The sequence below is a fragment of the Pseudomonas sp. AU11447 genome (assembly GCF_001672555.2).
In the GTDB taxonomy this organism is placed as follows: Bacteria; Pseudomonadota; Gammaproteobacteria; order Pseudomonadales; family Pseudomonadaceae; genus Pseudomonas; species Pseudomonas nitroreducens.
In genome coordinates this window covers 12,118-29,594 of sequence record NZ_LZDG02000031.1, presented here as the reverse complement: position 1 = coordinate 29,594, position 17,477 = coordinate 12,118, and the positions used below count along the sequence as shown (strand labels likewise).

Below are 17,477 nucleotides of genomic sequence, written 5' to 3'. Positions count from 1 at the left end.
GGGCCCGCCATGTGCGGGCCTTTGCATTTCTGGAGACCTGCCATGGGCAAAGAATCCTGTGCGCACCCTGAGTGGCGGAGGGCGCGGCCATGATCGGCATGGATCGGCGCAACGGTCAGCCGCTCAGTGGGCTGGCACACCTGAAACAATCCATCGAGGACATCCTCGGCACGCCGCTGGGCAGTCGACGCATGCGCCCCGAGTACGGCAGTCGCCTGCGGCGCATGGTCGACCTGCCGGTGACCGAGGGCTGGAAGGGCGCAGTACAGGCGGAAGTAGCCCGCGCCATCGGCCGTTGGGAGCCGCGCCTGCGCCTGAGTTCCGTGCAGGTGACGGCGGTGATGGGCGGCCGCGTTTCGCTGCGCTTGCGCGGCATCTACCTGGGTGACGAAGTCGGTCTGGAGGTGGCGGCATGAGCCTCATCGACCTGTCCCAGTTGCCCGCCCCGGAAGTGGTAGAAAACCTCGACTACGAGAGCCTCTACGACGAGCTACTGGCAGATTTCCGCAGTGCCATGGGTGAGGCCTGGAGCGCCGCGCTGGAGTCCGATCCGGTGGTCAAGCTGCTGGAGTTGGCGGCCTACCGGGAGCTGCTGCTGCGCGCCCGGATCAACGACGCTGCCCGTGCCGTGATGCTCGGCTACGCAACCCAGGGCGACCTCGATCAACTGGCCGCCGGTTACAACGTCAAGCGCCTGGTGATCCAGCAGGCAGACGCCACCACCTCGCCGCCGACGCCGGCCGTGCTGGAGGGCGACGACTCGCTGCGCAACCGCACCCAGTTGGCCTTCGATCAGCTTTCGGTGGCCGGCCCGCGCAACGCCTATGTGGCCTTCGCGCTCGGCGCCGACGGGCGCATCGCCGACGTCTCGGCGGTCAGCCCGCAGCCGTGCGAAGCACTGGTCAGCGTGCTGTCTTCCGAGGGCAACGGTGCTGCTTCGGAAGAGCTGCTCCAGGCGGTGCGCACGGCTCTGAACGATGAGGATGTGCGCCCGGTAGGCGACCGCCTCACGGTGCAGTCCGCCGCCATCGTGCCTTACCAGGTCGATGCCGTGCTCTACATCTACCCGGGGCCGGAGGCCGAGCTGATCCAGCAGGCTGCCGAGGCTTCGCTGCAGAGCTACATCGCTACCCAGCGCCGCATCGGCCGGGATATCCGTCGTAGCGCGCTGTTTGCCGCCCTGCATGTGGAAGGCGTGCAGCGTGTCGAACTGGCGAAGCCGGCAGCGGACGTGGTGCTCGACTCCACCCAGGCGGCCTATTGCAGCGGCTACCAGATCCGCGTCGGTGGCTCCGATGAGTAGCCGCCTGCTGCCGATCAACTCGACGCCGCTGGAGCGTGCGCTGGCCGATGTGCAGGTCGGTGACCTGCCAGTGCCGCTGCGCGAGCTCATGGACCCGCAACGTTGCCCTGTCGCGCTGCTGCCGTATCTCGCCTGGGCCTGGTCGGTGGACCGCTGGGATCCGGCCTGGAACGAGGCGGTGAAGCGCAAGGCGGTGGCCGCTGCGTTCCGCATCCATCAGCACAAGGGAACCATCGCCGCGCTCCGGCGGGTGATCGAGCCGCTGGGTTACCTGATCGAGATCATCGAGTGGTGGCAGGGCTCGCCCATGGGCGAGCCGGGCACCTTCCGCCTGCGCATCGGCGTACTTGACAGCGGTATCAGCGAAGAGATGTACCAGGAGGTGGAGCGTCTGATCGAGGACGCCAAGCCGCTCACGCGGCACCTCATCGGGCTGGATATCAGCCTGGAATCCCAGGGGCGGATCACCGTCGGCTCCGGGCAATACGACGGCGACATCGTCACCGTCTATCCCTACCTCCCGGATGTGATCGAAGCGATCGGCAGCCACGGCTTGCCGTGCCGGGAGCACACCATCGATAGCTTGAGTGTCTACCCATGGCAGTAACCTACTACGCACTACTCACCACGATCGGTGCCGGCAAGCTGGCGAATGCCACTGCGCTGGGCACCTCCCTGAAAATCACCCAGCTCGCCGTCGGCGACGGCGGCGGCAACGTACCGACGCCCGATGCCAGCCGCACGAATCTGGTCAACGAAGTCCGTCGTGCGCCGCTGAACCGGCTGAGTGTCGACCCGGCGAACAGCTCGCAGATCATCGCCGAACAGGTCATCCCCGAGGACGTGGGTGGCTGGTGGATCCGCGAGATGGGCCTGTACGACGAAGTCGGCGCGCTGATCGCCTACGCCAACTGCGCGCCCTCCTATAAACCGCAACTGGCCGAAGGCAGCGGCCGCACCCAGACCGTGCGTATCGTGCTGATCGTCAGCAACGCCGCGTCGGTGGAGTTGAAGATCGATCCGAGTGTGGTGTTGGCAACTCGCGAGTACGTCGATAGCGCCATCGTCAGCGCGATGAATCGACTGGACTGCAAGCAGTCGGTGCGCGTGGCGTCGACCGCGAGCATCACCCTCAGCGGATTGCAGACCCTGGATGGCGTCGCCCTGATTGCTGGCGACCGCGTGTTGGTGAAGAACCAGAGCAACTCCGCTGACAACGGCATCTATGTCGCGGCGGCGGCCGCGTGGAAGCGGTCCACCGATGCCGACGAAAGCGGCGAAGTGACACCGGGCCTGACGGTGGTGGTGGAAAGTGGTACTTCCCAGGCAGACAGCATCTGGCAACTGGTGACCGATGGCGCGATCATCTTGGGCACTACGGCGCTGAGTTTCCAGAACATTACTAACGGCCTGGCGAAGCTGGCATCGCCGGCATTCTCCGGCACCCCAACTGCGCCCAATCCAGCTCAAGGTGATCTGTCCACACGCTTGGCGACTACCAGTTACGTCCGCAACCTGGTGGCTGGCCAACTGACGAAGTCTGTCGCGGGGGGAGCGGATGTCACCTTGACCGCTGACGAAGTCGGCTACGGCATGCTGGTGTTTACCGGTGTTCTCACCGCCAACATCAACGTGATCGTGCCGAATGTTTATCGTCAGTGGGTGGTGCATAACCGCACGAGCGGTGCGTTCACCGTGACGATCAAGACTGCTGCTGGAGCCGGCGTGACGGTGACCCAGGGGCGGCAGTGTTCGTTGGTCTGCAACTCGGTCGACGTGTACTACCCGGAAATGGATTTTGTGAACACATACCTGGCTGGAAGGCCCACCACCACGACGGCTGCGCGCGGCGACAGTTCGACTGCGGTGGCGACGACGGCTTACGTCCAGGACACGTTGAACAGTTCCGGTCTGGCAAGCACCGGAGCAGGAGAGGCTCCGGCCGATGCCTCGGCGCTGGCGGCATTGAAATCCGGTATGTATTACTTGCCGGCGAATGTTTCGCCTTACTCCAATTACGCGTTTCTGATGCGTATGACTTACGGCGGGAACAGGGGATTCGAGATCGCCAACATTCCCTCCGGCGATCGCTTCTTTGGTCGGTCCAGCAACAGCGACGGCACCTGGCGTGCACCGGTAGAACTGGCGAAGCTGGATTCGCCTGCTCTGAGTGGAGTGCCGACAGCTCCCACGCCGTCACCAGGAAGCAATTCGCAGCAACTCGCAACCACTGCGTTTGTACAATCGGCGGTGTCACCACTGGCACCACTGGCCTCTCCGACACTTACTGGGAATCCCACCGCCCCCACTCCGGCCCAGTACGACAACGATACATCGATAGCAACCACTGCTTTTGTCAAATCAGCAGGTGTGCAGTTCTCCAGTTGGCTGTCTTTTTCTACTGCTGGCGTTGCCATTCCGTCCAGTGCTTGTGGTAGGGCTATCCAGCTCTCTCTGCCAGCCAATGGCACCTTGACACTCCCGAGCGCCGCATCGGTTCCTAATGGCAGCGCTCTGTACTTCAGCAATTCCAGCGGTACTACCACTACCACGCTACAACGAGTGGGGAGCGACAACATCGCCCAGCCACAGGCCTCGATCATGATGGGAGTCGGCCCAGGTGACGATCTGGTGCTGATCAGTAATGGGGTGAACGCATGGTTTGCAGTGAGTGGTAGTGCCAGGTTGGGATCTGCAGCGGCGTTTGCGGCTAGTCCAACGGTTAGTGGTTATCAGCGGCTTCCCAGCGGTCTGCTGATTCAGTGGGGCAATGCTGTAATTGCCCAAGGGGCATCGTCTGGCAACTTCCCATTCACACTCCCGTTTCCCTCCACCTGTTTCCAGGTTATCGCGTGTGATGCAGGAAACAGCTGTATTCCGGTAGGAGCGTCCCCCATAACCAACTCCCAGTTCGTCGTCTACAGAGCAGGCAAGGTGTATATGAACTCGGGAGACTTGGTTGTGCCAGGAATTGTGACTTTCCGTTGGTTCGCAGTGGGCATCTAGTTACAGGTCTCACCGGAGCGTTGTCTTCATTGATCCAATCTTGGCGCGATGAGGACTCACAAAATCATCCATTACTTGTTCGAAAAACCGCCCTCACCTTCGTTGAATGGGCAAACCACCCGACCGCCTCCCGGCGGTTTTTTTATGTCTGGAGAAAACCCTATGAGCTTCTTTCACGGCGTCACCGTGACCAATGTCGACGTCGGTGCGCGCACCATTGCGCTACCGTCGTCCTCGATCATCGGCCTGGTGGATACCTTCACCCCCGATAGCAAACTGACCGCACAGGCGGACATGCCCGTGCTGCTCACCAACCTGCGTGAAGCGGCCGCCGCCTTCGGTACCGCATCGGCCATCTACAAGTCCTGCACCGCCATCTTCACCCAGTCCGCCGCAGTGGTCGTGGCGGTCGGCGTGGCGAAGGTCGAGGATGCTGCGCAGCAGACTTCCTCGATCATCGGCAGCGTCACCGAAGCCGGCCAGCGTACCGGCCTGCAGGCGCTGCTCGATGGCAAGTCGCGCTTCAATGCCCAGCCGCGCCTGCTGATCGCGCCGAAGCATTCCGCCACCCAGGCGGTTGGCACTGCGATGGGCGCGCTGGCCGAGAAGCTGCGCGCCATCGCCATCGTCGACGGCCCCAACACCACCGACGAGGCGGCGATCGCATACGCCGAAGAGTTCGGCAGCAAGCGCATCTACCTGGTCGATCCGGGCGTGCAGTACTGGGACACCGTCAGCAGCGCCACTGTTGACGCACCGGCATCCGCCAACGCCGCCGCGCTGTTCGCCTGGACCGACAGCCAGTACGGCTTCTGGTCCTCGCCGTCGAACAAGGAACTGCTCGGCATCACGGGTACCGGCCGCCCCATCGAATTCCTCGACGGCGACGAGACCTGCCGCGCCAACCTGCTCAACAACGCCAACATCACCACCATCATCCGCGACGACGGCTACCGCCTGTGGGGCAACCGCACCCTCTCCAGCGACGCCAAGTGGGCCTTCGTGACCCGCGTGCGAACCATGGACATGGTGATGGACGCAATCCTCGCCGGGCACAAGTGGGCGGTTGACCGCGGCATCACCAAGACCTACGTGAAGGATGTCACCGAGGGCCTGCAGGCCTTCATGCGCGACCTGAAGAACCAGGGCGCGGTGATCGACTTCGAGGTCTATGCCGACCCGGAACTCAACACCGCCAGCCAACTGGCCCAGGGCAAGGTGTACTGGAACATCCGCTTCACCGACGTACCGCCTGCCGAGAACCCCAACTTCCGCGTCGAGGTGACCGATCAGTGGCTCACCGAAGTCCTGGACGCAGCTTAAGGAGAACCCCAGATGATTCCGCAGATCCTCACCAATACCAACCTCTTCGTCGACGGCGTCAGCTTTGCCGGTGACGTGCCCTCCCTGACCCTGCCGACCCTCAAGGTGAAGACCCAGGAGTACCGTGCCGGTGGCATGGACGCTCCGGTCCTGCTCGACGTCGGCCTGGAGGCCATGGAGGCAAAGTTCACCACCAACGGCGCGCGCCGCGAGGCCATGAAGTTCTTCGGCCTGAGCGACCAGGGAGCATTCAACGGCACCTTCCGCGGCTCCTTCAAGACCCAGAAGGGCGGCACCGTTCCAGTGGTCGCCACCGTCCGTGGCCTGCTCAAGGAGATCAACCCGGGCGACTGGAAAGCCGGCGATCTGGCCGCCTGCACCTACAGCGTGGCGGTCACCTACTACAAGCTGGAAGTCGAGGGTCGCGAGATGTTCGAGATCGACCCGGCCAACTCGGTGCGCAAGATCGACGGCGTCGACCAGCTCGCCGCCATGCGTAACGACCTGGGCGTCTGAGGAGAGCCGTGATGCAAGACTCTGTCAAGCAGCCCGCGTGGCTGAGCCTTTCCGAGGACGCGGCGGTGGTGAAGCTGTCCCGTCCAACCTCCTGCAACGGCGTCGATGTGGACGTCCTCACCCTGCGTGCGCCGACCGTGCGTGACATCCGCCTGGCCAGCAAGGTGGCCAGTGATGACGAGGAGCGCGAGCTGCAACTGTTCGCCTCGCTGGTGCAGGTCAGCCGTCAGGACCTGGAGGGGCTCAAGCTCAGCGATTACCAGCGCCTGCAACACGCCTACTTTCGCCTGGTGCGAGAGGACGACGATGAGCTTCGCGCTGATGCGCCAGCTGGCGCGGCGACTGGCGACTGAGTCGGGCTTCACGGTCGGCGAACTGGAGTGCATGACCCTCAGCGACCTGCGTTGGTGGCTGGGGGACGAGGCGGGCTAGTTCGCCCTCGCGGAGCGTCGGGTGACCGGCGCTCCCTTGTCGTTGAAGTGACGAGTGTCGTCAGAGGGCGAGTGAAATGGAAATGAGTGAAAAGCCGGACGTGCTGGTGGCGGCTGTCGTCGGTCTGGGCAGCACGCTCGGCCGGGTGATAACGGACTCCGCCGTGCGCCTGGGAACCCTCGTTGGAAAACTGGATGCAGGTCTGCCCATGCGCACGCTGGTGGATGGCATCGATGCCGTTCAGGACAACCAGGATATCCGCCATCGCTCCAGTGAGCGCTACGCGGGGGAAACCAGGCTGGCGCTGCGACGGATCATCGATCTGCTGGGACTGCGGCCGGCAGAGGTTCGCTTGCCGAAAATCACCGTCGGTGTAGCGTCAGCGGCGAGCGCACCGGCGAGCGCACCGACGAACGATTGGCAGCGGATGGAAACGGCGACAAAGTCGTTGTCCGAGCTGAACTCTGTCGGTGATGTCGCGCGATCTTCCCTGAGCGCGAGCCTCGCGTTTCGTGGGCGTCTGGTGCAGGTTCGCGAAGCGGCAGGGCAACCCTACGACCCGGTCGCCGAGGCGGCATTGGGCAATCGCGTTGTGATGGCGGCGGATGCTGCTGCGATGCCCCGCGAAAAGGTGCTGGGCCTGGCGCAGGCGATGGCCGAGAGCAAGGTGCCGCTCCGCGATATGGACACGATGTTGCCGGTGGCGGCCAGGTTCGCCCAGGGGCAGGGCGTGTCGATGCAAACGACGGCACAGCTGATCAGCGCCCTGCAGCAGAAGGGGGGCATCAACAATGCCGCCGATCTGGAGCGTGCGTTGAGTGCAGTGGCGTGGCGTGGTCAGAAGGAAGCGCCGTCGGTCGAGCTGTTCAGCCGCGATCTGCTTGGCAGACTGGCCTCGTTGCGGGCAGGAGACTCGCAGAAGACTGAGGCCTTGTTGCAGACCAGGCAGTCCCTGGCTGCCGCCCCAGCCGACCTGTTGCAGCAGGGCGTCAAGCAACATCAGGAATCTCCGCTGGGGCAGTTGGAGGCCAGCGAGCAAAAGATTTCCGGCGCCATGCTGGGAATTGGTGATGCCATGCTCAGCCATCAGGGCGCCCTGGAGTTTGTCGGCGGTGGTCTGCTGGCGCTGAAGTCCCTGATCGACGCAAAGAAATTCGTCGAGGACGCCAATGATGCAATGCCCTGGAACTGGGGCAAGCGCGATGTCCAGGATGTCTTCGTCACCAACTGGCCGGCCTGCGTGTGCGACGGTCTCCTCGAGGGCAGGCCGAAAGGCAAGGGCAAAGGCAAGGGCGGCGGAAAATCGAAAACCGGCGGCTCGGGCAGGGCGGCGCGTGGCGGTATCTTCCAGCGCGCCCGGTCCACCTTGGGACGCGCCGCGGGAGCCGCCTCCGGATGGCTCGGCCGGGCGGCACAAACCGTGCGCTCTTCGCGTGTCGGTCGCGCCGCTGGTGGCATCCTGCGTCGTGGCGCAGGCCTGGCACGCCGCGTGGGTGCTTCCGGCATCGGAAGGGCGGCGGGCGGATTGGTACGGAAAGCTGGAGCGGGCTTGCGACGTTTCGGGCCGATCAATGCCGCGTTGGCGATCGCCGATGTTGCCTCGGTCTATGCCAGTGACCAGTCGCCTGCGCAGAAGGCCGTCGGCTACGGCAAGGCCGGAGGCTCGGCCATTGGTGCGGCAGCAGGTGCTGCGCTAGGCACGCTGATTCCGATTCCCGTCGTGGGGACGCTGGTGGGCGGCGCCATCGGCGCGACCGTCGGCGAATGGATAGGTGGCAGGGTCGGTGCGCTGTTCGGTCCGTCGGACGAAGCAGCGAAATCGCAGTCTGCCGCGCCGGCACCGGCAGCTCCGGTCGCCGCAGCTATGGCCGCCAACGCTCCAGCCAGCTGGACCTTCTCGCCGCAGGTGAGCATCAACGTGGCGGGCAACATCGTCAATCCGCAGCAACTGCTGGATGAGCTGGTCCCGGCAATGCGCCGGCTGATCGCCGAGGCCCAGCAGGAAAGGCAGCGCAATGCGCTGTTCGACACCGTCGTCATGTAGGGAGGCCCCATGACCTATCTGGAACAGTTCAATACCGGCCTCGGGATGATTGCGGGCGCTGCCACGGCCGCCCGGCGCGACCTGGAGCAGGTCGCCGCACCGGTGGACAAGGCAATGCTGCACATTCGCAGCGGCGTCGCAGCGCTCGAAGGCCTGCCCGGCGTCACGCCCGAGGCGGCAGCCAAGCTCAAGCGCGTCACCGATGGCATCGTTCGTGCCCAGGGCAAGTTGCAGGACGGGGTGAAGAAAGCCCAGGCCGAGCAGGAAAAGCTGCAGAAGAACCTCGACAAGGCCAGGCAAGTGGCGGCCGAGGTCAACGAGCACGTGGAGAAGCTGGGAGAAGAGATCAGCAATGCCGGCCAGGCGGTGAACAAGGTGCTGGGCAAGATTGATCCGCGCCTGAAGGACATCCTGCCAAGCTCGGTGCTGGCACCCAGGCTCGACCCTTCCGAGCAGATGTGCAAGGTGCCGCAGCACCTGTTGATCATGACCCCGTTGAAGTCGACCGAGCAGACTTACTACTTCAACGTCGACACCACCGGCTTCCAGCGGCTGACCCGCACCAGCAGCTATGCCTGGAAGGACCAGGCACGGCTTGGCCGGCGCAGCGCGCAGCAGAGCGTCGGCCTCGGCCCGGAAACGCTCACGCTCAATGGCGTGGTCATGCCGCTGTTCATCCGTGCCGGCGACACCTCGCAGCGCGTCGGCTGGAACCAGCCACGGATGCTGCGCGACATTGCCGCGCTGAGCGAGCCGGTCCATCTCGGTACCGGCCGCGGCGATGACCTGGGCAACTGGTGCCTGACCAAGATCACCGAGACGCAGGAGGCGTTGTTCGCCAATGGCGTGCCGCGTCAGCAAACCCTCGACCTGGAGTTCACCCGCTATGGCGACGACGATAGTCAGAAGCGCTGACGGCGATCTGCTGGACCGCCTCTGTTACCAGCGCTACGGGCATCTCAATGGCTGCGTGGAAGCCGTGCTGGATGCCAATCCCGGACTGGCCGACGAAGCTCAACCGTTACGGGGAGGCGTGATCATCCGCCTGCCGGAACTGCTCGTGCCGGCAGACCAGAGCGTGCGCTTGTGGGAGTGACCACCAGCATTCGCTTCAGTAACCAGGCCCCGCTCAAGCGGGGCCTTTTCATTCAAGGTGGCTTATGAAACCTGCCTTCCGCATCAGTGCCGACGGCGCGGACATTACTGCGTTGATCAGCGACCGGTTGATCGAGCTGCAACTGACCGACAAGCCTGGCCTGGAGTCCGATACCTTCCAGATCACTATCGATGACCGCGATGGCGCCGTCACGCTGCCCCGGCGCGGCGCGGCGCTGGAAGTCTTCCTCGGCTACGACGGCGCGCCGCTTACGCGCATGGGCCGCTATGTGGTGGATACGCTGACCTACAGCGGCATGCCGGACAACCTGGTGATCAAGGGCAAGAGCGGGGACATGCGCGGCCAGGGCAAGGCCGCCCGCAGTGGCAGTTGGGAAGGCATGAGCCTGGCGAGCGTGGTGGCGGATATCGCGGCGCGCAATGGCTGGCGCGGGGCGTGCAATGTCGAGACAGTGATCGCGCGCATCGATCAGATTCGAGAGTCGGACTTCAACTTCATCACCCGGCTGGCCCGGCAGTATGACTGCACCGCGAAGCTGGCCAACAACAGCCTGCTGGTGCAGCCGCGCCAGTCTGGCCGCAGCGCCAGTGGGCCGGCCTTGGAGATACCGGTGCTGGGGCGCGGGGACGTGGGTTCGTTCCGCTTTACCCTGGATGATCGCAAGGTCGTGGCAGCGGTGAAGGTGCCCTATCGCGGCGCCGACGGCGTGCAGAAGCAGGTTCGTGTGACCAACCCGGACGCACCTTCACAAATCGCCGCGGAGCATTGCGACCGCCACCCGCAGCCGGACGAGGCAGCCGCCCGGCGCGTCGCTGCGGCACGGTTGGCCGAGTTCAATCGCAACAGCGCTGAAGTGCAGCTGGACTTGCCCGGCCGCGCCGATCTGTTCGCCGAACTGACTATTGATCTGCAGGGCTTCAAGGCTGGGCTCGACGGCCGCTACCTGATCGACTCGGTCACCCAGCATTATTCCACGGGTGGCTGGACTACCACGGTGCAGTGCAACGGCGGGGCGCAGGGGAAGGGCAAGGCTGGGGAGGGCGGCTGATATGCAAATCGACGAACGCCAGCTGCTGCTGATCCTGCCCAACGCCCGCCCTGTCGCGGGCGTTTTTCTTCCGGCACTCGACGCCGCCATGGGGGATTTCGGAATCGACACGCCGCCGCGTGTTGCTGCCTTCATCGCCCAGGTCGGCCATGAAAGTGCCCATCTGACCCGCTGCGTGGAAAGCCTGACATACAGCGCCCAGCGTCTGGCCGCCGTCTGGCCCCGGCGCTTCCGCAGCGCCGACGGCTCGCCCACGGCGCTGGCGCGAGAGGTGGCGTACCAGCCGGAGCGCATTGCCAACCTCGTCTACGCCGGGCGCAACGGAAACGGTGATGAAGCCTCTGGCGACGGCTGGCGTTTTCGTGGACGCGGCCTGCTGCAGGTGACGGGACGGAGCAACTATCGCTCGGTTGGCGAAGGGCTCGCACAGCCCTTTGTCGCCCGCCCACAACTGCTGGCGGAACCCCGCTGGGCGTGTCGGTCCGCCGCCTGGTGGTGGCAGCGTAACGGGCTTGGCGAGCTGGCGGACGCCGGGCGCTTCGAGGACATTACCCGGCGCATCAATGGTGGGCTCAATGGCCTGGAGGAGCGCTTGCTGCTCTGGCGGCGCGCGCAGGAGGTGCTGGGATGAGCCGTTTCTGGCTGGCGCTGGGGATGGCCTGCTTCCTGCTGAGTGGCCTGTTCGGCGGTTGGTTGGCGTCGCGCTTCTATGGCGGGCAGTTGCAGGGCCTGCAGCTTGAGCAGGCGCGCTGCAGCGAAGCCGGCAAGGCGCTGGAATCCCGGCTGGTGCTGCAGAACGAGCAGCTCGACGCGTTGGCTGAAAGCTCTCGCCAGCGTGCGGAGGTCGCCGAGCGAGCCCTGGCCCAGGCCCGTGACCTGGCGCAAAGCCATGAAGATGCCGCCAACCGACTGTTGCTGGAGCGCAGCGAGGGCGAAGAGTGCGCGGTGGTTCGTCAACTGATCGACCGTGAGCTGCTGCCATGAAAGTGCTCATGCTGATCTTCCCGCTGTTGATCGCCGGTTGCGCCGCGACTTCACCCAAACCTGTGGAAATCCGTATTCCCATCCCGGTGCCGTGCCAGACACCGGCCATCGAAGCTCCCCGATTCGCCACCACCGCCCTGCGCCCGGCGGACGACCTGCAAACCAAGATACGTGCGTTGCTGGCCGAGCGGCAGCAACACCTGGCCTACGAAACCCGCCTGCGTGCTGCCCTCCAGGCGTGCCAGTGAAACGTCCTACCTTCGTCGGCAGGGGCGCCGCGCGTATTGCGCTGGCGCCCGGCCTTGGGCTACTGTTCGGCCATCGCTAGGCGAGACCGCAACCGTGATCCACCGCACCCGCATCATCACCTCCCTCCTCAAGGCATTCGCCCGTTGGCGCTGGCGCGCCTGATTCCTTCTTTCCCGGCATAGCGCCGGTCTCTTCTTACGCGTCCATTTCTCCCATCCGCTGGCATAATTGCCAGATTCGCGCAGCCTACGAGGCCGCAACGGGTGTCGACGATGGCGCGATCCGAAAGCAGTGCAATCATGAGGTTCGAGCAGACATGCTGCTGATGATCGATAACTACGATTCCTTCACCTACAACCTGGTGCAGTACTTCGCCGAGTTGAAGGCCGACATCCACGTCGTTCGCAATGACGAACTGAGCGTCGACCAGATCGCCGCGCTCAATCCCGAGCGCATCGTCCTGTCCCCCGGTCCGTGCACCCCGAACGAAGCGGGTGTTTCCCTGGAGGTGATCGAACGCTTCGCCGGCAAGCTGCCGTTGCTGGGCGTGTGCCTGGGCCACCAGTCCATCGGCCAGGCTTTCGGTGGCGACGTGGTGCGGGCGCGCCAGGTCATGCATGGCAAGGTCAGCCCGGTGTTCCACAAGGACCAGGGTGTATTCGCCGGCCTGAACAACCCGCTGACCCAGACCCGCTATCACTCCCTGGTGGTCAAGCGCGAGACGCTGCCCGACTGCCTGGAGATCACCGCCTGGACGGCGCTGGAAGACGGCTCGGTCGACGAGATCATGGGCCTGCGCCACAAGACGCTGAACGTCGAGGGCGTGCAGTTCCACCCCGAGTCGATCCTCTCCGAACAAGGCCACGAGATGCTGGCCAACTTCCTCAAGCAGACCGGCGGGGTGCGCGCATGAATATCAAGGAAGCCCTCAACCGCGTGGTCAACCAGCTGGACTTGTCCACCGAGGAAATGCAGGACGTCATGCGCGAGATCATGACCGGGCAGTGCACCGACGCGCAGATCGGCGCCTTCCTAATGGGCATGCGCATGAAGAGCGAGACCATCGACGAAATCGTCGGCGCCGTCGCGGTGATGCGCGAGCTGGCCGACCAGGTCGAACTGGACAGCCTCAAGCACGTGGTCGACGTGGTCGGCACTGGCGGTGACGGCGCGAACATCTTCAACGTGTCCTCGGCGGCGGCCTTCGTCGTCGCCGCGGCGGGCGGCAAAGTCGCCAAGCACGGCAACCGTGCGGTCTCCGGCAAGAGCGGCAGCGCCGACCTGCTGGAAGCGGCCGGCATCTACCTGGACCTCAAGCCAGTCCAGGTGAAGCGCTGCATCGAGACCGTCGGTGTCGGCTTCATGTTCGCCCAGGTCCACCACAAAGCGATGAAGCACGCCGCCGGCCCGCGCCGCGAGCTGGGCCTGCGTACCCTGTTCAACATGCTTGGCCCGCTGACCAACCCGGCCGGTGTGAAACACCAGGTGGTCGGCGTGTTCAGCCAGGCGCTGTGCCGTCCGCTGGCCGAGGTGCTCAAGCGTCTGGGCAGCGAGCACATCCTGGTGGTGCATTCGCGCGATGGCCTGGACGAGTTCAGTCTCGCCGCACCGACCCATGTCGCCGAACTGAAGGACGGCGTGGTCACCGAGTACGAAGTGCAGCCGGAAGACTTCGGCATCAAGAGCCAGAGCCTGATCGGCCTGACCGTGGACAGCCCGCAGCAGTCGCTGGAACTGATCCGTGATGCCCTTGGCCGGCGCAAGACCGAGGCTGGGCAGAAGGCCGCCGAGCTGATCGTGCTCAACGCCGGCGCCGCGCTCTACGCGGCGGACCTGGCCACCAGCCTGCACGAAGGCATGCAATTGGCCCACGACGCCCTGCACACCGGGCTTGCGCGGGAGAAGATGGAAGAGCTGGCGGCCTTCACCGCCGTTTACCGAGAGGAGAACGCACAGTGAGTGTGCCGACGGTTCTGCAGAAGATCCTGGCCCGCAAGGCCGAAGAAGTCGCTGATCGCCGCACCCGCGTGAGCATTGCCGAGCTGGAACAGCTGGCGCGTGCCGCGGACGCACCCCGTGGTTTCGCCAATGCCCTGCTGGAGCGCGCCAAGCGCCGCGAGCCGGCGGTGATCGCCGAGGTGAAGAAGGCGTCCCCGAGCAAGGGCATCCTGCGCGAGAACTTCGATCCCGCCGACATTGCCCGCAGTTACGAGGAGGGCGGCGCCGCCTGCCTCTCCGTGCTGACCGACATCGATTTCTTCCTCGGCAGCGACGCCTACCTCAAGGAAGCCCGCGCAGCCTGCACGCTGCCGGTGATCCGCAAGGACTTCCTGATCGACCCTTATCAGGTGGTGGAAGCCCGCGCCATCGGCGCCGACTGCATCCTGCTGATCGTCTCGGCGCTGGATGACGTGCGCATGGCCGAGCTGGCTTCGGTGGCCAAGGACGTCGGCCTCGACGTGCTGGTGGAAGTGCACGACGCCCCGGAACTGGAGCGCGCGCTGAAGACCCTGGACACTCCGCTGGTCGGTATCAACAACCGCAACCTGCACACTTTCGAAGTCAGCCTTGAGACCACTCTGGACTTGCTGCCGGAAATCCCGCGTGAGCGCATGGTGATCACCGAAAGCGGTATCCTCAACCGCGCCGACGTGGAGCTGATGGAAGTCAGCGACGTGTTCGGCTTCCTGGTCGGCGAAGCCTTCATGCGTGCCGACGAGCCGGGTACCGAGCTCAAGCGCCTGTTCTTCCCCGAGCGCAGCAAGGTCAAGCTGGGCGCCGATCCGGACTGACAGCTCCTACAGAGTCAGGACAACAAAAAAGCCGGCGATTGCCGGCTTTTTTGCGTTCTGGGGATGCTTCAGCGGGTGCCGAAGACCACCATGGTCTTGCCTTTCACATGCACCAGGCCCTGTTCCTCCAGGCTCTTGAGCACGCGGCCGACCATCTCGCGGGAGCAGCCGACGATGCGGCCGATTTCCTGGCGGGTGATCTTGATCTGCATGCCGTCCGGGTGGGTCATGGCGTCCGGCTGCTGGCACAGGTCCAGCAGAGTGCGGGCGACGCGGCCGGTGACATCGAGGAAGGCCAGGTCGCCGACCTTGCGCGTGGTCTTGCGCAGGCGATCGGCCATCTGGCTGCCCAGGGTGAAGAGAATCTCCGGATCCTGCTGGCTCAGTTCGCGGAATTTCGCGTAGCTGATCTCGGCGACTTCGCATTCGGTCTTGGCGCGGATCCAGGCGCTGCGCTCCTGGCCGGTGCTGCCTTCCTTCTCGAAGAGCCCCATCTCCCCGAAGAAATCGCCGGTGTTGAGGTACCCGATGATCATCTCGCGGCCATCGTCGTCCTCGATCAGGACGGTGACCGACCCCTTGATGATGAAGAACAGGCTTTCGCAGCGGTCGCCAGCGTAGATGATGGTGCTCTTGGCGGTGAAGCGGCGGCGATGACAGTGCGCGAGCAACTTGTCGAGGTTCTTGATTTTGGGTGTGAGGGTAATAGCTACCATGCCCGAGTCCCGGAAAGAATAAAGAGTGGCCTTTGCACAACAGGCGCTAATGATTTTTTATGACCAGCTGTAGTGCCGTGCGTCCCTGGCTCGATCCCCCTCGATCCGCAGGGCGGCAGATTGCCTTGCTGAGCATTCTTGCGCGTACGTAAATCCGCAAGAGCTTAACAGACGACGTGTTACCAACAATCGGAAAGCTGGAACATTCGTGCGGGCAATTTCCTAGAGTGTGCCAGTAAACCGGCGCCAGCTTAAGTGATAAATGCATACTCGCCGTGTGGAAATGAGACCTGGGTAACAGCCGCAGGCCCCGGTGGGCGTGCTAGAGGGCTGTGTTAAGCTATCGCCCCTTTTTTCCGGCGGAGTCCTTTGCAATGAAAGCGCGAATCCAGTGGGCGGGCGAGGCCATGTTCCTCGGTGAATCCGGCAGCGGTCACGTGGTGGTAATGGACGGCCCGCCGGACGCCGGTGGCCGCAACCTGGGTGTGCGTCCGATGGAAATGCTGCTGCTCGGCCTCGGTGGCTGCACCAACTTCGATGTGGTCAGCATCCTGAAGAAAGGTCGCCAGCCGGTGGAGAGCTGTGAGGCCTTCCTTGAGGCCGAGCGCGCCGACGAAGACCCGAAGGTGTTCACCAAGATCCATGTGCATTTCGTGGTCAAGGGACGTGGTCTGAAGGAAGCGCAGGTCAAGCGTGCGGTCGAGCTGTCGGCCGAGAAATACTGCTCCGCCTCGATCATGCTCGGCCGCGCCGGCGTGGAGATCACCCACGATTACGAGATCGTGGAACTGGGCTGACAGCTCCTTTCATCCTTTCATCCTTTCATCATCAAGGGTGCGCAAAATCTGGCAGAGGTCGCCTGACCTCTGCATAATGCGCCACCTTTTTTCAGGGCCTTCCGCCCGAAACCAGAAACCACAATCGCCATCGCGAAGAGGTGTAAACCGTCCTACGCAGGTGCGCCGTACGCATCTGACGGGCATGCTCAACCACGCGGCAGAGCCGCATTTGATGAGAGTTCTCCCACGGTGAAAAGCAAACTCAAGCTCCACGGGTTCAACAACCTGACGAAGACCTTGAGCTTCAACATCTATGACATCTGCTACGCCGAGACGCCTGAAGACCAGCAGGCCTACGTGCAGTACATCGACGAAGAGTACGATGCCGAGCGTCTCACGCAGATCCTCACCGATGTTGTCGACATCATTGGCGCAAACATCCTGAACATCGCCCGTCAGGATTACGATCCGCAAGGCGCCAGCGTAACCATCCTGATCTCCGAGCAGCCGGTCACCCCGACCGACAGCCAGATCGAGGAATCCCCGGGGCCGCTACCGGAAACCATCCTGGCGCACCTCGATAAGAGCCATATCACCGTGCACACCTATCCGGAGATCCATCCGGTGGAAGGCATCGCGACCTTCCGTGTGGATATCGATGTGTCGACCTGCGGCGTCATCTCGCCGCTCAAGGCGCTCAACTACCTCATCCACCAGTTCGACTCGGACATCGTCACCGTGGATTACCGCGTGCGCGGTTTCACCCGTGACGTGGAAGGCAGGAAGCACTTCATCGACCACGAGATCAACTCGATCCAGAACTACCTGTCCGACGACACGTACGAGGCCTATCAGATGACCGACGTGAACGTGTACCAGGAGAACCTGTTCCACACCAAGATGCTGCTCAAGGAGTTCGACCTGGACAACTACCTGTTCGGCGATGCCACGAGCAACCTTTCGCCCGAACAGCGCAAGCAGGTGGAAGAGCGCGTTCGGCACGAGATGCTGGAGATCTTCTACGCGCGCAACATGCCGCGCTGATCGAGCTACTGCGCTGGGAGATACGGCATTGAAAGGCCGGGCTGAAATGCTCATTTGCTGCAGCAAACTCCGCTTTCATCCCGACTTTTCGCCTTGTCTCCCTGCGCTCGTAACGCTCGATAGT

General features: G+C 63.8%; 20 protein-coding genes. 19 read left to right on the top strand and 1 reads right to left on the bottom strand.

What is annotated here, in order from left to right:
* The first annotated feature begins 89 nt into the window (after window positions 1–89).
* The 17 genes from A6723_RS09150 (at window position 90) to trpC (ending at window position 14,814) form a co-directional block, all read left to right on the top strand.
* A complete protein-coding gene (locus tag A6723_RS09150; protein WP_024763583.1) occupies window positions 90–416 on the top strand; it encodes a GPW/gp25 family protein in 327 nt (108 codons plus the stop codon).
* Window positions 413–1,303, top strand: a complete 891-nt coding sequence (locus A6723_RS09145) for a baseplate J/gp47 family protein (protein ID WP_024763582.1) — start codon at window positions 413–415, stop codon at window positions 1,301–1,303. The genes A6723_RS09150 and A6723_RS09145 overlap by 4 nt, the downstream gene beginning before the upstream one ends.
* The gene (locus tag A6723_RS09140; RefSeq protein WP_054908049.1) at window positions 1,296–1,910 is read left to right on the top strand and encodes a phage tail protein I; all 615 of its coding nucleotides are present in this window, start codon (window positions 1,296–1,298) and stop codon (window positions 1,908–1,910) included. The genes A6723_RS09145 and A6723_RS09140 overlap by 8 nt, the downstream gene beginning before the upstream one ends.
* Entirely contained in the window at window positions 1,901–4,309 is a 2,409-nt protein-coding gene (locus A6723_RS32620) for a phage tail protein (protein ID WP_371914050.1), read from the top strand. Before A6723_RS09140 ends, A6723_RS32620 begins: the two co-directional genes overlap by 10 nt.
* 162 nt (window positions 4,310–4,471) lie before the next feature.
* A complete protein-coding gene (locus A6723_RS09130; protein WP_054908050.1) occupies window positions 4,472–5,632 on the top strand; it encodes a phage tail sheath family protein in 1,161 nt (386 codons plus the stop codon).
* Window positions 5,633–5,644: 12 nt separating this feature from the next.
* On the top strand, window positions 5,645–6,148 hold the full coding sequence (locus tag A6723_RS09125) for a phage major tail tube protein (protein ID WP_024763578.1): 504 nt from the start codon (window positions 5,645–5,647) through the stop codon (window positions 6,146–6,148).
* Between the two features lie 11 nt (window positions 6,149–6,159).
* The gene (locus A6723_RS09120) at window positions 6,160–6,501 is read left to right on the top strand and encodes a phage tail assembly protein (RefSeq protein ID WP_024763577.1); all 342 of its coding nucleotides are present in this window, start codon (window positions 6,160–6,162) and stop codon (window positions 6,499–6,501) included.
* 155 nt (window positions 6,502–6,656) lie between these two features.
* Window positions 6,657–8,624, top strand: coding sequence for a glycine zipper domain-containing protein (locus tag A6723_RS09115; RefSeq protein ID WP_054908051.1), 1,968 nt, complete (start codon window positions 6,657–6,659; stop codon window positions 8,622–8,624).
* A 9-nt stretch (window positions 8,625–8,633) separates the two neighbouring features.
* Window positions 8,634–9,539, top strand: coding sequence for a phage tail protein (locus A6723_RS09110; protein ID WP_037010789.1), 906 nt, complete (start codon window positions 8,634–8,636; stop codon window positions 9,537–9,539).
* Window positions 9,511–9,720, top strand: a complete 210-nt coding sequence (locus A6723_RS09105; RefSeq protein ID WP_024763574.1) for a tail protein X — start codon at window positions 9,511–9,513, stop codon at window positions 9,718–9,720. Before A6723_RS09110 ends, A6723_RS09105 begins: the two co-directional genes overlap by 29 nt.
* Window positions 9,721–9,784: 64 nt before the next feature.
* A complete protein-coding gene (locus A6723_RS09100) occupies window positions 9,785–10,789 on the top strand; it encodes a phage late control D family protein (protein WP_054908052.1) in 1,005 nt (334 codons plus the stop codon).
* A 1-nt stretch (window position 10,790) separates the two neighbouring features.
* Window positions 10,791–11,420, top strand: a complete 630-nt coding sequence (locus tag A6723_RS09095; RefSeq protein WP_054908053.1) for a glycoside hydrolase family 19 protein — start codon at window positions 10,791–10,793, stop codon at window positions 11,418–11,420.
* Complete coding sequence (locus A6723_RS09090) at window positions 11,417–11,773, top strand: hypothetical protein (protein WP_054908054.1); 357 nt, start codon at window positions 11,417–11,419, stop codon at window positions 11,771–11,773. The genes A6723_RS09095 and A6723_RS09090 overlap by 4 nt, the downstream gene beginning before the upstream one ends.
* Complete coding sequence (locus tag A6723_RS09085; protein WP_054908055.1) at window positions 11,770–12,021, top strand: hypothetical protein; 252 nt, start codon at window positions 11,770–11,772, stop codon at window positions 12,019–12,021. The genes A6723_RS09090 and A6723_RS09085 overlap by 4 nt, the downstream gene beginning before the upstream one ends.
* Window positions 12,022–12,338: 317 nt before the next feature.
* Window positions 12,339–12,935 carry an aminodeoxychorismate/anthranilate synthase component II gene (locus A6723_RS09080; protein ID WP_054908056.1) on the top strand — a complete coding sequence of 199 codons (597 nt, stop codon included), beginning with the start codon at window positions 12,339–12,341 and terminating at the stop codon, window positions 12,933–12,935.
* Window positions 12,932–13,981 (top strand): anthranilate phosphoribosyltransferase, encoded by a 1,050-nt coding sequence (gene trpD / locus A6723_RS09075; RefSeq protein WP_054908057.1) that lies wholly within the window; start codon window positions 12,932–12,934, stop codon window positions 13,979–13,981. The genes A6723_RS09080 and trpD overlap by 4 nt, the downstream gene beginning before the upstream one ends.
* The gene (gene trpC / locus A6723_RS09070) at window positions 13,978–14,814 is read left to right on the top strand and encodes an indole-3-glycerol phosphate synthase TrpC (protein ID WP_045212629.1); all 837 of its coding nucleotides are present in this window, start codon (window positions 13,978–13,980) and stop codon (window positions 14,812–14,814) included. The genes trpD and trpC overlap by 4 nt, the downstream gene beginning before the upstream one ends.
* Window positions 14,815–14,882: 68 nt before the next feature.
* Here the strand turns inward: trpC and crp are convergent, their stop codons facing one another.
* A complete protein-coding gene (gene crp, locus A6723_RS09065; protein WP_024763566.1) occupies window positions 14,883–15,530 on the bottom strand; it encodes a cAMP-activated global transcriptional regulator CRP in 648 nt (215 codons plus the stop codon).
* A gap of 374 nt (window positions 15,531–15,904) precedes the next feature.
* Here crp and A6723_RS09060 point away from each other — a divergent pair, with 374 nt between their 5' ends.
* Together A6723_RS09060 and speD are read left to right on the top strand one after the other, a co-directional pair.
* On the top strand, window positions 15,905–16,327 hold the full coding sequence (locus tag A6723_RS09060) for an OsmC family protein (RefSeq protein ID WP_015475289.1): 423 nt from the start codon (window positions 15,905–15,907) through the stop codon (window positions 16,325–16,327).
* Window positions 16,328–16,558: 231 nt separating this feature from the next.
* Window positions 16,559–17,353, top strand: coding sequence for an adenosylmethionine decarboxylase (gene speD / locus A6723_RS09055; RefSeq protein ID WP_024763565.1), 795 nt, complete (start codon window positions 16,559–16,561; stop codon window positions 17,351–17,353).
* Window positions 17,354–17,477 lie beyond the last annotated feature (124 nt).

What these genes read in the sequence shown, in the direction of transcription:
- A6723_RS09085 (WP_054908055.1), top strand. Translation starts at nt 11,770, where the DNA reads ATGAAAGTGCTCATGCTGATCTTCCCGCTGTTGATCGCCGGTTGCGCC.
- trpD (WP_054908057.1), top strand. Translation starts at nt 12,932, where the DNA reads ATGAATATCAAGGAAGCCCTCAACCGCGTGGTCAACCAGCTGGACTTG.
- A6723_RS09115 (WP_054908051.1), top strand. Translation starts at nt 6,657, where the DNA reads ATGGAAATGAGTGAAAAGCCGGACGTGCTGGTGGCGGCTGTCGTCGGT.
- A6723_RS09110 (WP_037010789.1), top strand. Translation starts at nt 8,634, where the DNA reads ATGACCTATCTGGAACAGTTCAATACCGGCCTCGGGATGATTGCGGGC.
- A6723_RS09120 (WP_024763577.1), top strand. Translation starts at nt 6,160, where the DNA reads ATGCAAGACTCTGTCAAGCAGCCCGCGTGGCTGAGCCTTTCCGAGGAC.
- A6723_RS09150 (WP_024763583.1), top strand. Translation starts at nt 90, where the DNA reads ATGATCGGCATGGATCGGCGCAACGGTCAGCCGCTCAGTGGGCTGGCA.
- A6723_RS09140 (WP_054908049.1), top strand. Translation starts at nt 1,296, where the DNA reads ATGAGTAGCCGCCTGCTGCCGATCAACTCGACGCCGCTGGAGCGTGCG.
- A6723_RS09090 (WP_054908054.1), top strand. Translation starts at nt 11,417, where the DNA reads ATGAGCCGTTTCTGGCTGGCGCTGGGGATGGCCTGCTTCCTGCTGAGT.
- A6723_RS09105 (WP_024763574.1), top strand. Translation starts at nt 9,511, where the DNA reads ATGGCGACGACGATAGTCAGAAGCGCTGACGGCGATCTGCTGGACCGC.
- crp (WP_024763566.1), bottom strand. Translation starts at nt 15,530, where the DNA reads ATGGTAGCTATTACCCTCACACCCAAAATCAAGAACCTCGACAAGTTG.
- A6723_RS09080 (WP_054908056.1), top strand. Translation starts at nt 12,339, where the DNA reads ATGCTGCTGATGATCGATAACTACGATTCCTTCACCTACAACCTGGTG.
- A6723_RS09125 (WP_024763578.1), top strand. Translation starts at nt 5,645, where the DNA reads ATGATTCCGCAGATCCTCACCAATACCAACCTCTTCGTCGACGGCGTC.
- A6723_RS09100 (WP_054908052.1), top strand. Translation starts at nt 9,785, where the DNA reads ATGAAACCTGCCTTCCGCATCAGTGCCGACGGCGCGGACATTACTGCG.
- A6723_RS09145 (WP_024763582.1), top strand. Translation starts at nt 413, where the DNA reads ATGAGCCTCATCGACCTGTCCCAGTTGCCCGCCCCGGAAGTGGTAGAA.
- A6723_RS09130 (WP_054908050.1), top strand. Translation starts at nt 4,472, where the DNA reads ATGAGCTTCTTTCACGGCGTCACCGTGACCAATGTCGACGTCGGTGCG.
- A6723_RS32620 (WP_371914050.1), top strand. Translation starts at nt 1,901, where the DNA reads ATGGCAGTAACCTACTACGCACTACTCACCACGATCGGTGCCGGCAAG.
- A6723_RS09060 (WP_015475289.1), top strand. Translation starts at nt 15,905, where the DNA reads ATGAAAGCGCGAATCCAGTGGGCGGGCGAGGCCATGTTCCTCGGTGAA.
- A6723_RS09095 (WP_054908053.1), top strand. Translation starts at nt 10,791, where the DNA reads ATGCAAATCGACGAACGCCAGCTGCTGCTGATCCTGCCCAACGCCCGC.